The sequence below is a fragment of the Vibrio sp. 10N.286.49.B3 genome (assembly GCF_002873395.1).
GTDB lineage: Bacteria > Pseudomonadota > Gammaproteobacteria > Enterobacterales > Vibrionaceae > Vibrio.
Genome location: NZ_MCUV01000009.1, coordinates 71,772 through 85,494 on the forward strand (window position 1 = coordinate 71,772; position 13,723 = coordinate 85,494).

Annotated in this window: 10 protein-coding genes; 4 read left to right on the forward strand and 6 right to left on the reverse strand. The window is 41.1% G+C overall.

The annotated features are described in order from the left end of the window. Nucleotides 1-5: 5 nt before the first annotated feature. Nucleotides 6-2,300, reverse strand: a complete 2,295-nt coding sequence (locus tag BCU68_RS05450; protein ID WP_347230763.1) for a DNA internalization-related competence protein ComEC/Rec2 — start codon at nucleotides 2,298-2,300, stop codon at nucleotides 6-8. Between BCU68_RS05450 and BCU68_RS05455 the strand changes: the two genes are divergently transcribed. After that, a complete protein-coding gene (locus tag BCU68_RS05455) occupies nucleotides 2,272-2,799 on the forward strand; it encodes a DUF2062 domain-containing protein (RefSeq protein WP_102563784.1) in 528 nt (175 codons plus the stop codon). The genes BCU68_RS05450 and BCU68_RS05455 overlap by 29 nt on opposite strands. Nucleotides 2,800-2,898: 99 nt before the next feature. On the opposite strand, the gene lolE is transcribed toward BCU68_RS05455, so the two are convergent. From lolE to lolC, 3 genes are read right to left on the reverse strand one after another with little or no spacing between them, the layout of a single operon-like run. Further along, nucleotides 2,899-4,146, reverse strand: a complete 1,248-nt coding sequence (lolE, locus tag BCU68_RS05460; protein ID WP_102563785.1) for a lipoprotein-releasing ABC transporter permease subunit LolE — start codon at nucleotides 4,144-4,146, stop codon at nucleotides 2,899-2,901. After that, the gene (gene lolD / locus BCU68_RS05465; RefSeq protein WP_102563786.1) at nucleotides 4,147-4,839 is read right to left on the reverse strand and encodes a lipoprotein-releasing ABC transporter ATP-binding protein LolD; all 693 of its coding nucleotides are present in this window, start codon (nucleotides 4,837-4,839) and stop codon (nucleotides 4,147-4,149) included. Beyond that, complete coding sequence (gene lolC, locus BCU68_RS05470; protein WP_198591687.1) at nucleotides 4,832-6,055, reverse strand: lipoprotein-releasing ABC transporter permease subunit LolC; 1,224 nt, start codon at nucleotides 6,053-6,055, stop codon at nucleotides 4,832-4,834. Before lolC ends, lolD begins: the two co-directional genes overlap by 8 nt. A gap of 237 nt (nucleotides 6,056-6,292) precedes the next feature. On the opposite strand from lolC, the gene BCU68_RS05475 reads away from it, so the two are divergent. The 3 genes from BCU68_RS05475 to BCU68_RS05485 all read left to right on the forward strand — a co-directional run bounded on the left by BCU68_RS05475 (nucleotide 6,293) and on the right by BCU68_RS05485 (nucleotide 11,294). Continuing rightward, nucleotides 6,293-6,883: a PilZ domain-containing protein gene (locus BCU68_RS05475; protein ID WP_102563787.1), complete on the forward strand. Its 591-nt coding sequence runs from the start codon at nucleotides 6,293-6,295 to the stop codon at nucleotides 6,881-6,883. A 5-nt stretch (nucleotides 6,884-6,888) separates the two neighbouring features. After that, entirely contained in the window at nucleotides 6,889-10,344 is a 3,456-nt protein-coding gene (gene mfd, locus BCU68_RS05480; protein WP_102563788.1) for a transcription-repair coupling factor, read from the forward strand. A 116-nt stretch (nucleotides 10,345-10,460) separates the two neighbouring features. Next, nucleotides 10,461-11,294 carry a peptidoglycan binding protein CsiV gene (locus BCU68_RS05485; protein ID WP_102563789.1) on the forward strand — a complete coding sequence of 278 codons (834 nt, stop codon included), beginning with the start codon at nucleotides 10,461-10,463 and terminating at the stop codon, nucleotides 11,292-11,294. Nucleotides 11,295-11,408: 114 nt separating this feature from the next. On the opposite strand, the gene BCU68_RS05490 is transcribed toward BCU68_RS05485, so the two are convergent. Together BCU68_RS05490 and ycfP are read right to left on the reverse strand one after the other, a co-directional pair. Beyond that, on the reverse strand, nucleotides 11,409-12,698 hold the full coding sequence (locus tag BCU68_RS05490; protein ID WP_102563790.1) for an NAD(P)/FAD-dependent oxidoreductase: 1,290 nt from the start codon (nucleotides 12,696-12,698) through the stop codon (nucleotides 11,409-11,411). Between the two features lie 414 nt (nucleotides 12,699-13,112). Continuing rightward, entirely contained in the window at nucleotides 13,113-13,652 is a 540-nt protein-coding gene (ycfP, locus tag BCU68_RS05495; protein ID WP_102563791.1) for an alpha/beta hydrolase YcfP, read from the reverse strand. Nucleotides 13,653-13,723 lie beyond the last annotated feature (71 nt).

Sequence of the window (13,723 nt, forward strand, 5' to 3'; positions counted from 1 at the left end):
TATAACTATTCTACCCCCTTACGAAGCATCTGCCTATACCATGAGTGATTAACTCCTTGCCGATAAGGTATTAGTTGCCATTTATCTGTGGAAAAAATCAGCGATATTTGACCCAACTCGCCAGTATCCACCCAAATAGCGCCATTATCTTGATATCTTTGTTTAACGACTTTTGCAGGTAATCCCCAGCGATTATCATGCGCTAGAGATGCTATAGCGACCGACGGCGAGATAGCTTCAACAAAACGCGCCGTGGACGATGTTTTACTGCCATGGTGAGGGACGATCACGATATCACTTTTTAAAACGTCCGCCTCTTGTAATAACAACCATTCACTTAACGCATCAATATCACCGGTTATCAATACACTGTAGCCTGACTCACGATGCTGGATACGCACCACACACGAATGGGGGTTATAAGCTCGTGACACCACTTTAGGCGGCCACAACACCTCAAAATTAAGCGCTAACCACTGCCACTGACTGCCTTTAATACACGCTTGGTAGCCTGCTATATCTTGGCTCGAAAATAGTTGTAAAGGCTGCCAATTCACCTCTATCTCTTCTCTACCTCCTGCGTGATCGGAATCCAAATGACTAAGTATGAGCCCAGATAATTGCTGCTCCCCTCTTTGCTGTAAAATCGGTGTAATAATAGATTGAGCAACACTTCCGCCAGGCCACTTATTTCCAGTGTCATACAAGTAATGCTCACCTTTCTGTTCAATTAGCACCGCTAAGCCATGACCAACATCAAGTACGTCCACTTTCCAATCATCTACTACTAACCAACTTTCTAACCAATAGATCACCGCGATCACCCATAACGCGATAATTTTAGACTGGAACACTCTTAATGCTAATACGCCTAACATCAGCAAAATGAGCCATAACGCCTGTGTTTGTGACACTTGAATCCAACCGACATCGGCATAACTGATCGTTGCCATTATGGGCTCTAGACTTAAATTAACAGTAAACCAAATCGCATCAGAAATAACCGTAGGGCCAAACGAAGCAATTAAACCGATAAATATCAGTGGTACAACAACCATACTGACCCAAGGAACAAAAATAATATTATATAAAACCCCTATCAAACTAAAGCCACCGAAGAGATAAACGGTTAAAGGCGTCATACACAACAGTAGATAACCTTGAATTTTTAATAAGGTCACGATGTAGCCTTTCCAGCCATGCAGTGATTGATTCGTTTGATAAGAAAGATAAACAAAAATGATGGCAACCGCGCCAAAAGAAAGCCAGAAGCTGTTTGATATATTAGAAAAGGGCTGCAAGATAAGTACGGTAGATAAAGCAAGCAGTAATACTTTCCAATGAGACAGCCGCCACTGAATTCGAAGACAAACACTAGCGATCACACACATGATTAACGCTCGCTGAGTAGGAAGAGTGAAACCAGCTAACCACGCATAAGAAGAGGCAAAAAAGAGTGCACTGTACAATGGCAACCAGAGCATTGAATGAAAAATGAGTCGTAATACTGCGCCTAGGCTATAACCAAAACTAAATGCAATACCTATATGCAGTCCCGATATCGCCATCAAATGAATTAAGCCGCTAGATTTCAATTGATCCCATTGTTCAAGGCTAATATCGTTGCGATAACCAAAACTTAATGCTTTTATAATGCCGTGATATGAGAATGGTTCTAACTGCTGAGTAATATCTTGAAACCAATTGCCACGAAAATTTGCTTGAGAAGTTATTTTACTTGGTTTACTTATATCAACGGTTGCTTTAGCCAAAATAGACTGACTAAAAAAGTAGGATTCTTGATCAAACCCAGCTTCATTAAGTCGACCTAAAATAGGCTTAACCATTACTGAAAAGTTAACAATATCACCGAGGTGCAACATAAAAGGTACATATAGTTCGACTTTAGGTTGCAGGTATCCGGGGATTTTTTCACCATTGATTGATCTAACGAAAATAACCCCCTTATAGCCATGAGTTATTGGCTTAAAAAAGCTTTCTACTTCACCATTTATGGTAATATTCTGTCCTGATTGGAACAGTTCTCCTATTTGGTGACTTTTAAGATTCATCGCATAAATCGCAATACTCAAAGCACAAGAAATACCAATGAACTTTGAAAGCGATCTATACTTAAAACCCAATAGGGTCACAACTCCACTCACCACGATCCAAGGCCAATCAATAATTCCAGGCCAATACGGTGCCGTAAGAAGCGTTATAACAAAAGAAACCAGTGTCCAACTGTTAAATAAGAGAGCCATATTTCCTATGCCGAGGAAGTTCATTAAACGTTTCATGCCTGATCACGAAATGATAAAACGCCAAAAAGCACTCAAGATTTTTGGCAATCTACTTTATAACCCAAACTTGTGGTGTCTCAACCGTCGTTCTGCCGCAGGCGCATTTTCTGTTGGCTTATTTATGGCATTTGTTCCCCTGCCAAGCCAAATGATCATGGCAGCTGCCGTTGCGATTCTATGTGGCGTCAACTTACCACTATCTGTCGCACTAGTTTGGATTAGCAACCCCGTGACAATGCCTATCATGTTTTATTTTGCTTACAAAGTAGGCGCTATGTTACTGCGTGTCCCTCCCCAACCCTTTCACTTTGAACTGTCATGGGATTTCATCATTGCTCAGATGAGTACTATCGGCCCACCCTTTTTGCTTGGTTGCTTAGTGTGCGCCACCACTTTTTCTGCTCTCGGCTATTTCTCCATTCGCGGTTTATGGCGCTATTCGGTTGTTCGTAGCTGGCAAAAACGCAGTCATATAAAAAAATTCATGTCTAAATAGTAGCCTCTATTAAAAATAAAATATAAAAAAAGGACCTTCATGGTCCTTTTTTAGGTTCAATGCTTAAAAAGCGGATTCTTTTAATCAGTATTGTTCATGTTACTTTGCACTAAGAACCTGAGCAGGGTTAAGCTTTGCCGCTCGTGACGCTGGATACCAAGTTGCCAGTAAACTCAAGACAATAGCTGTACCAGAGACAAAACAAACATCGACAATATCAAGTTGTGAAGGAAGAAAATCGATAAAATAGATATCTCCTGATAGAAATTGATAGCCGACTAAATGCTCAATACCAATAATGACCGAGGTTAAGTTCAATGCAACGATGACACCTAAAGCACTGCCGACTAAACTGCCCAAAACGCCAGAAAAAACACCTTGCCAAATAAAAATACGCTTCACTAAACCATCACTTGCACCCATCGTTCGCAAAATAGCAATTTCAGCAGCTCGATCTTTAACCGCCATCATTAATGTTGAGACGATATTAAAGCAAGCGACACCAATCACTAACACCATAACGAGATACATAATGGTGCGAACTAACTGGATATCTCGGTATAAATAACCAAATTTTTGCTGCCAGTTACGTAAATAAACGTACGCATCAATCGTATTTCCCACTTCTTGTACGATAGCAGCTGCATTCAGCACCTCTGATACTTGCAGTGAAATCCCACTAACTCCATTGTCTAAATTGGCATAAGCTTGAGCATCACTCAGTGGAATGAGAGCAAGGCTATGATCGATTTGTCCATTGAGTGAAAGCAAGCCAGTGATTTTCACTCGTACACGCTTTGGCATTTGCACTTTATTTACTTGACTTGTCGCCGTTGGGATCATCAAAGTTATGTAATCACCAACTTTAGCCCCTAAGCTATTAGCAACGCCCTGCCCTAATATGACCTGCTGCTGACCTTGGTGAAATTGCTGCCAAGCACTAGGATCAATAAACTGCGATAAACTCGAGACCTTCGACTCCATTTCAGGGTCAATACCGCGCACTTCAATCGCTTTTAATTGATTACCCCTTTCAGCCAATGCCGTTACACGAACAAAAGGAGCTGCAGCGGTAACTTTAGGGTGTTGCGCGACTTGCTGAGTGAGAGATTGCCAATTGGTGATTGAACCATGCACACCCTCAAGCTCTCCATGAGGGATCACTGATAGCACTCGAGATTGCAGTTCTCGCTCAAAGCCATTCATTGCTGATAAACCAATAATAATGACCGCAACGCCGACTGCTATCCCTAACGTTGAAGATAAGGAGATGAATGAAACCAGTTTATTGCGCTTCTTAGCTCGGCTAAAACGACTGCCGATTAGAAGAGATAAAGAAGAAAACACTTAAGCCTCTCTTGTTTCAACATCAATCAGTAAACCATCTTGCATGTGCAATTGACGGTCCATTTTACTGGCCAGTTCGCCATCATGGGTGACCACTAAGAATGCGGTACCCGACTCTTGGTTGAGTTCACGCATTAAATCATAAATAGCCAGCGCCGTGTTATGGTCTAAGTTGCCTGTTGGTTCATCAGCCAAAACTAAATCTGGCTTATTAACTAATGCTCTAGCAATGGCAACTCGTTGTCTTTCTCCACCCGATAGCTCTGATGGTCGGTGCTCGACTCGGTGGCTTAATCCCACTTTATTGAGTAATACTAATGCTTCTTTCTTCGCTAAAGAGGCTTTCATCCCCCCAATAAGCAAAGGCATCGCCACATTTTCCAGTGCTGAAAAGTCGGCTAATAAATGATGGAATTGATAAACAAAGCCCAAATGACGATTACGTATTTGTGCCTGCTTATTTGAGCTAAGTTTTGATAAGTCCTGACCTAAAAACTCGACATCACCTTGGGTTGCATCATCTAAAGCACCTAATATATGCAATAAAGTACTCTTGCCTGAACCTGAAGTACCTATGATTGCAACAAGCTCATTTTTTGCTATATCAAAACTGACTCCTTTTAAAACCTCAGTATCAAAGGCTCCTTCACGATACGTTTTACGTAATGAACGACATTGTAAAAGATTATTCATATCTCAAAGCCTCAGCAGGTTGCACAGAAGATGCACGGTAAGAAGGGAAAAGCGTTGCAATTAAACTTAACGTAATCGCTAATATCACAACAATAAAAATTTGCATCGGATCAACAACGATAGGTAACTGACCACCAAAAGAAAACAGTGCCACGCCCATCATTTCTAAAATAGAATTCAAGTTAAGCGCTAATAGCACACCAAATAAACCACCACTAATCGCACCAATAACCCCACTACTTGCCCCCTGAACCATAAAGATAGCCAGCACTTGCCTATTCTTCATTCCTTGGGTTTTTAAAATAGCCACTTCCGCTTGTTTCTCCATGACCACCATAATAAGCGCAGCAATGATATTAAAGGCTGCAACCGCAATAATAAGACCTAGCATCAAGCCCATCATATTCTTTTCCATCCTAACCGCCTGAAAAAGTTCACCTCGTTGTGCTCGCCAATCACTCCAGAACCACCCTTCAGGTAGGGGAGATTGCGATAAACTTGAAACAGCAAAAGGATCATTTAAAAATAAACGCCAACCAGAAATGGTCTCCGATGAGTAACGCATTAATCGTGACGCATCTTGAATATGCGTCACCATTAATTGTCCATCAACATCAGAACCAGTATTGAAAATGCCTGCAACAGTAAAGTTACGTTGGCTCGGAATTCGACCAAGTGGGGTAAACTGACTAGCACTGGTCACCATTAAGCGAACCTTGTCCCCCATCGAGACTCTTAATGAGCGTGCTAACGTATGACCAATAAACACTTGATACTCACCAGCTTGAAGCGTAGACAAACGACCTGCTATAAGATGTGATTCAATGGGATCATGCGCTTGAGGCTCTATACCGATTAATAAACCGGCTGCCAATTGGGCGCTACTTTGAATCACAGCTTCACTGCGCACAATAGGCTCAACACGAGTATCAAGTTGAGGGTGCTGCTGAATAAATTGCTCAATAAATACGGGAGGCGTCGCGCTGTATTCGGATTTATCACCAGCTTGTGAGATAACGACTTGAGGAAGAACCCCCAAAATACGATCTTTCAATTGTGCTTCAAAACCATTCATCACCGATAAAACCGTGACTAATGACATAACACCAATTGTAATGCCTGCTGTAGACATATAAGAGACAAATCGGCTAAATTTATCGCCTGAACGTCCTCTTAAATAGCGAAACCCAATAAAAATAGAAATAGGATGAAACATAGTAAAAACCAACGTCATATTATGGCTGATAATGTAACGGGAAACCTCAGCAGTGAATAGTAGTAATTAAAGGTTAACCACACAAAATTACTGATTAATCATGCACAATTAACAATTTAAACTAAATTGTGACTTTTTCACTCAAACTTGATGAAAATATAGTAAGCAAAAGACAACTTACCTTGATTAGTTAGCTCAGTTGACGATAATCAATAAGTTAACTAGCCAGGAGTCTACATGACAGAGCAAGAGTATTTTAGTGTCCACCACAGTTTGACTGTCAATGTTGAACCCTTAGCTATGGACTTCATTCTACCAACTGGAGATGCATTCGAAGCAGAAATCCCTGCTCCATTTATTGTCGCCAGTGAATTTAGCCACCTTGACACATTAACGGATTCAGCCAAGCAAGAACTGAAAAGCAATGACTTTAAGCACGTCATTCAATTACTTGATACGCAAAATAGTAAACTCAACTTACTATTAAGCTTTATGCTCTCTCAACAAGATGAAGCGCTGTTTAGGCACAAAACGCTCTCTTTTGGCGCAAGTCAGATGACCTATTTATCCGAGCAGGCTTTAGCGATGAATACCCCTGTGAGAGTGAAACTGTTTTTAGATACTCCAGCCGCTGCAATATACTGCTATGGTCATGTTATAAGTGCACAACTATCCGATAATCAAAACAATAACGTACCTATTTACGCAATCACGATAAAGTATCAACAGCTACGAGATTGCGATCAGGATCTATTAATTAAAGCCGCTCTTTTTCAGCAACAGAAACTCCTGCGTCAACGCTCACTTGAACGAGAACAACAGAACTAAAAACTATGACTAATTTATCTCTTCTTTCCCTTGTCAATGCAGACGGTGCTGGCGACAAAAAACAGGTCGGCAACTTACACGGTGCTGCTCTAACACTGGCAATTGCAGAATTAGCTCAGCAACACCATAGCCATACTCTGCTTGCTGTTCCCGATCCGCAAGTGGCTTTAAAGCTGCTTGCTGAAATAGAGCAGTTTACCGATGCTGATGTTGCACTCTTTCCAGATTGGGAAACATTACCATACGATAGTTTTTCTCCTCACCAAGAGATTATCTCCGATAGAATTGCACGGCTTTATCAACTGCCAACATTAACAAGTGGCATCACGATTGTTCCCATCAGTACTCTTCTGCAACGTCAATCGCCACGTGATTTTCTATTGCAACATACCTTGATGGTCAAAAAAGGTGATCGTTACTCACTCAACAAGCTCAGATTGCAGTTAGAAAAATCAGGTTATCGCCATGTAGACCAAGTCTTTGGTCCAGGTGAGTACGCCAGTCGTGGTTCAATCTTAGATCTCTTCCCTATGGGCAGCAAAGATCCGTATAGAGTTGATTTTTTTGATGATGAGATTGATAGCATTCGTACCTTTGATCCTGAAAATCAGCGCTCAATGGCTGAAATTGAGGAAATAAGGCTGCTTCCTGCGCACGAATTCCCGACTTCAGAAGCCGCAATTGAAGACTTTAGAATTCGCTTTCGTCAACACTTTGATGCTCGACGTGAACCTGAATCGATCTATATGCAAGTATCGAAAGGAGCATGGCCTGCAGGTATCGAATACTGGCAACCACTTTTTTTCGAAGCGACAGAAACCCTGTTTGATTACATCGCACCAGAAACTCAAATACTCACCTTTGGCGATGTTGAAGCGGCTATTGATACATTTTTAACTGATGTTGATTATCGTTATGAACAACGAAAAATAGATCCACTTAGACCATTACTACCACCAGAACAATTATGGTTAAAAAAAGAAGAGTTATTTGGCTTTTTTAAGTGTCAACCACAGGTTCATTTAAGCGTTGAAGCCGTGCCTGAAAAGCAAGGTCGAGTTAATCCACCATTGAGCGAACTTCCAGACCTAAGTGTTCAGCAGCAAAATAAAGAGCCATTGGCAAAGCTGCGCCAATTTAGTGAGAGCTTCACTGGTAACATCGTTTTTTCAGTTGAATCCGAAGGCAGACGAGAAGCGCTAAGCGAATTATTACAACGCATTAAGCTTCGCCCTCTTGAAGTCGCTTCACTGCACGATGCCTTGAGCAATAAAGAAAGGTTTACCTTAGTATTAGGTTCCGCCGAACATGGCTTTATTCATACCGAAAAGAATATTGCCTTTATCTGTGAAAGTGACTTATTGGGTGATCGTGTTATCCAACGTCGCAAAAAAGATAAGAAAAACATCAATAGCGATACCGTTATTCGCCACTTAGCCGAGTTAAAGTCAGGTCAGCCCGTCGTCCATGTTGATCATGGTATTGGTCGCTATATTGGTCTGCAAACTTTAGAAGCTGGCGGTATGGTGACAGAATACGTGACCTTAGAGTACCAAAATGAAGCCAAACTCTATGTTCCCGTCGCTTCGTTAAACCTCATCGGTCGTTATTCTGGTGGCGCTGAAGACTCCGCACCACTTCACAAACTCGGTGGTGAAGCATGGACAAAAGCACGTAAAAAAGCAGCGGAGAAAGTTCGTGATGTGGCTGCTGAACTGCTTGATGTCTACGCAAAACGAGAGCTTAAACCAGGCTATAAATTTACTCTAGATCGCGGTCAATATGCCACTTTCAAATCTGGTTTTCCTTTTGAAGAAACGGAAGATCAAGCGATGGCTATCAATGCGGTCATGTCCGATATGTGCCAAGCCAAAGCCATGGATCGTTTAGTGTGTGGTGATGTTGGCTTTGGTAAAACAGAAGTGGCAATGCGCGCGGCTTTTGTCTGTACTGATAATAGCAAGCAAGTCGCCATCTTAGTTCCAACGACATTACTTGCTCAGCAGCACTTTGAAAACTTCCGTGACCGCTTTGCCAATCAACCCGTACGCATAGAGGTTTTATCGCGCTTTAAAAGTGCTAAAGAGCAGAAACAAATCTTAGCCGATGTTGCTGATGGCAAAGTGGATATTATCGTTGGGACGCATAAATTACTCTCAAGTGATATTAAGTTTAAAGACCTTGGTTTACTGGTCGTTGATGAGGAACACCGTTTCGGCGTTCGTCAAAAAGAGAAAGTAAAGTCAATGCGTGCTGATGTTGATATTCTAACGCTTACTGCGACGCCTATTCCACGTACCTTGAATATGGCAATGAGTGGCATGCGTGATTTATCTATCATCGCAACACCACCTGCGCGTCGATTGGCGATCAAAACCTTTGTACGCGAATATGATGAAACACTGGTTAGAGAGTCAATCCTACGTGAAATCATGCGTGGTGGTCAGGTCTACTTCCTACATAATCAAGTCGATACGATTGACAAAATGGCCGCCGATCTTGAAAAGTTGATTCCAGAGGCTAGAGTTACGGTTGCTCATGGTCAAATGCGTGAGCGTGAGTTAGAGCGCATCATGAATGATTTTTATCATCAACGTTTTAATATCTTAGTCTGTACAACCATCATTGAAACCGGCATTGATGTACCGACTGCCAATACCATATTGATGAATCGTGCTGATAACTTAGGTCTTGCTCAATTACACCAATTGCGCGGACGTGTGGGACGCTCCCACCACCAAGCTTATGCCTATTTATTAACGCCTCATCCAAAGGCAATGAGTAAAGATGCGGTGAAACGACTTGATGCCATCGCATCCCTAGAAGATTTAGGAGCAGGCTTTACCCTAGCAACGCACGATTTAGAAATTCGCGGGGCGGGTGAATTACTCGGTGACGATCAAAGTGGTCAAATTCAATCGGTTGGCTTTACTCTTTATATGGAAATGCTCGATCAAGCGGTTGAAGCTCTAAAGTCAGGTAAAGAGCCTTCACTTGATGATCTACTTCGTGATCAAACGGAAGTCGAAATGCGCTTACCAGCATTGCTACCCGATGATTATATCCCTGATGTTAATATGCGCCTCTCTATGTATAAGCGTATTGCCAGTGTGACAAGCAGTAATGAGTTAGCAGAACTGAAAGTCGAGCTTATTGACCGATTTGGTATCTTACCTGATGCGACTAAAAATCTACTTTCCGTTGCTGAACTTAAACTCTTAGCTGCACAACTTAAAGTGAAAAAGCTTGAAGCGCATGATAAAGGAGGATACTTTGAATTTTATCCCGACGCTGACATCAATCCGATGTTTTTGGTTAAACTGCTTCAGTCCCAATCAAAAACTTACGCAATGGATGGACCAACAAAGCTGAAATTTACTCTACCATTAACAGATAGACGTAAAAGATTGCAGTTTGTAAGCGAACAATTAGAGCAATTTAAACAGAATCGATTACCATAACAACAAATTGTAAGCATGAGTCGCCACTAGCACCTATGCCCTATATAATAAAGGGCATACATTATTTAATACGAAACGCTCTAGCAAAATTGAAATAGCTAGATGATGGAGCCTAAATGAGAAAACTGATCCCACTGCTGCTCTTATTTGTGTCTTTGCCAAGCTTAGCGCAACGACAATTTGATATAGAAGTGATCGTTTTTAAACGTGCAATCAGTCCTGAAAAAGTCAATGAATCATGGCCAGATGATTTACCGACAATCAGCATGACAAGAGCAGGTGAACTTCAAGATGCCAATTATCGCAATAAGAAAGGCGTTGAGTTACTTCCGAAATCCGATTATCAGCTAACGGATGAAATTGCCAGTTTACAAAAGCATGCAGGTTTTAAAGTCCTCTTACATAAAGCGTGGCGTCAAGGTGATGAAGGCAGAAGTGCGGCTCCGATTTTTCATATTCAAGCCGGTAGAGATTACTCCACTCAATATAATGTTGATGGCAGTTCTAAAAGCATCAATCGTAATGTGACTTCTCTCGATAGTGTGGATAATTTCAATACTGATAGTATCGAAGAGGAAACGATTGATAGACCACTTTATGAGCTCGATGGTAAGTTGCAGATCTACGTTCAACACTATCTATATGCTGAGACGACTTTGGATTTAAAGGCGCCTAGTGTACGTAAAGTTATGGCGCAAATCGCAGAAAATGATGAATTGCCTCTATCTTATGATGCGTCTGATGAAAGTTCAGTATTCGATGACTCGCACTTTGATAATACAGTCCAAGCTGGTCATTTAGAGTCGATAAACGCTCAAACTCAAACTGAGCAATATTTGAAAAGCTTCCGTATGGACCAAAAACGTCGTATGAGAAGTACTGAAACGCATTACTTAGATAACCCTTTGATGGGTGTTATTATTCAAGTTAGACGTGTCGCACAAGACTAATAACTCATTGGCAGTAATGACTTAATTTCATTCTAGATGCCGAATTGTATAAAAAACCACTTCTATTTGAAGTGGTTTTTATTTATAAGCTAGATAAAGGTCGCCAAAGAATGATTAATGTAACTTTAAATTAGGGCGCAAAACACGGTTAATTCGACCAACCAACATCATTAATCCCGTTTTCACTGTGCCATGTAGCGCCACTTGATGCATTCTATACAGAGAGATATAGACGACGCGAGCAATACGACCTTCAACCATCATCGATCCCTTTGTCAAATTCCCCATTAAGCTACCAACTGTAGAGAAGCGACTCAAAGAGACAAGTGAGCCATGATCTTTATATTCATAATCTTTAAGCGGCTTATCTTTTAATTTTGCCATTATATTATCATAGGCATGGCTAGCCATCTGGTGTGCAGCTTGAGCGCGAGGCGGAACAAACTTACCATCAGCTTGAGTACATTGCGCTAAATCACCAATGACAAAAATATCATCATCACGTGTTGTTTGTAGTGTTGCGTTAACAACTAATTGATTAATTCTGTTCGTCTCTAAACCACCAATATCTTTGATAAAATCTGGCGCTTTAATCCCAGCCGCCCATACCATAATTTGAGCAGGGATCTGTTCACCATCCTTAGTGGTTAAACCATGCTCATCGGCTTTTGTCACCATGGTAGCGGTACGAACATTGACCCCTAAGTTAACGAGCTCTTGGTGGGCAGCTGAGGATATACGTGGAGGAAGTGCCGGCAGTATACGCTCACCCGCTTCCACTAGATTCACATTTAACTTACTTGAATCGAGATCGCCAAAACCATAGGTGCGTAACTCCTTCACCGCATTATGCAGTTCCGCAGAGAGTTCAACACCGGTTGCTCCCGCTCCCACAATCGCGATATCAACACTACCCTGACCACTTTTCGCATGTAACTTTAAGAACTGATTATTCATCTCCGTTCTAAAGCGATGAGCTTGTTCTGGGCTATCTAAGAAAATGCAATTATCACGGACACCTGGAGTATTAAAGTCATTGGAGGTAGAGCCGATCGCCATAACAAGAATGTCGTACTCTAACTCACGAGTCGGGATCAGCAATTCACCTTGTTCATCATTGAATTCGGCAAGAGTAATCACTTTTCTCTCACGATCAATATTATTCAAGCTACCCATTTGAAAATCAAAATTATGATTCTTTGCATGAGCACGATAACTTAAAGCATCAACACCTTCATCCAAAGAGCCCGTTGCAACTTCATGTAATAAAGGCTTCCATAAGTGACTTGCCTTACGATCGACCAATGTAATTTCCGCGCGGTTTTTACGCCCTAGAGTTCGACCTAACTTTGTCGCTAACTCCAGACCACCAGCACCACCACCCACTACGATAATACGTGTCATGATAAAAATCCTCTCTAAAATGAATAAGCATGGATACTGCAGGTTTCTCACCTGCAAATAAAAATATTGGCTCTCGTGCTTAAAATGGCATCGATAAAATGCTGCACAATTAGAGCAATTGGTATTCATATAGGATTTGGTGTGCTCAATATCAAACAGGTTTCTTTTTGTTCATTACAGGATATAAAACCACCAGCAAAGCCAGTGAAAAGATGACACAGAACAACTTAAAGGTAGATTTACATTCTACTCTCAACTTTATTTGATATTTATCAAATAATTTATAGTTTATTTATTATATAGAGCAAACAGCACATCGCAACAAAAATGTTGCGATTAGTACTATTTGATTTAGATCAATGCATTAATGGACCCAATATGAGCTATACGATAATGAAAAAAGGGTATTGAAAGCTAATTTGCTTTGAATGCCTTCATTGATTGGAGGTGTTGGGATATTTTCTTAAACTTATGTGGCTCATTTTCATCCCATATAATGTCATAGTATGGTGATAAAACCTGCTCAGTGATGCTGTTATCATGGATATCATCATTACGTGATAAAATCACTAAAGCTTTCTGCTTGTTTTTCGTTCGATACTCATCAACACACTTAGTGCCAATATCATCATACTCTTCAGGTCTATCAATGCGCCCCTGCATCGTAACTTCTGGATGCAAGTTTGGATTAAACATCACTTGCTTAATACCGCATAGAAAGCCGATACGTTCCGACCAATAACCGCCTAAACCTACGCCACAAATAAGTGGTTGAGGGTCATCAGATTGCTCTATCACTTTTGAAACTTCTTTCAGAAGGTGCTGCATATCATGCTTTGGGTGAAGGGTGCTGTAATTAATAAAACGAACATCTTCATCAATAAACTGCAACTGGAGGATTTTCTCGTGGTTACCTGGGCTATTTGAGTCAAAGCCATGTAAATAAATAATCATAGTACCTCTATGCTCCCTGTTGGTACGCTTTAGTTAAATCTAACATGAATTATTCATTTATAAAGCCACTC

Excerpts from the sequence above, each read along its gene's own strand:
- BCU68_RS05455 (WP_102563784.1), top strand. The coding sequence starts at position 2,272 with ATGCCGAGGAAGTTCATTAAACGTTTCATGCCTGATCACGAAATGATA.
- BCU68_RS05450 (WP_347230763.1), bottom strand. The coding sequence starts at position 2,300 with ATGAAACGTTTAATGAACTTCCTCGGCATAGGAAATATGGCTCTCTTA.
- lolD (WP_102563786.1), bottom strand. The coding sequence starts at position 4,839 with ATGAATAATCTTTTACAATGTCGTTCATTACGTAAAACGTATCGTGAA.
- lolC (WP_198591687.1), bottom strand. The coding sequence starts at position 6,055 with ATGTTTCATCCTATTTCTATTTTTATTGGGTTTCGCTATTTAAGAGGA.
- BCU68_RS05475 (WP_102563787.1), top strand. The coding sequence starts at position 6,293 with ATGACAGAGCAAGAGTATTTTAGTGTCCACCACAGTTTGACTGTCAAT.
- mfd (WP_102563788.1), top strand. The coding sequence starts at position 6,889 with ATGACTAATTTATCTCTTCTTTCCCTTGTCAATGCAGACGGTGCTGGC.
- BCU68_RS05485 (WP_102563789.1), top strand. The coding sequence starts at position 10,461 with ATGAGAAAACTGATCCCACTGCTGCTCTTATTTGTGTCTTTGCCAAGC.
- BCU68_RS05490 (WP_102563790.1), bottom strand. The coding sequence starts at position 12,698 with ATGACACGTATTATCGTAGTGGGTGGTGGTGCTGGTGGTCTGGAGTTA.
- ycfP (WP_102563791.1), bottom strand. The coding sequence starts at position 13,652 with ATGATTATTTATTTACATGGCTTTGACTCAAATAGCCCAGGTAACCAC.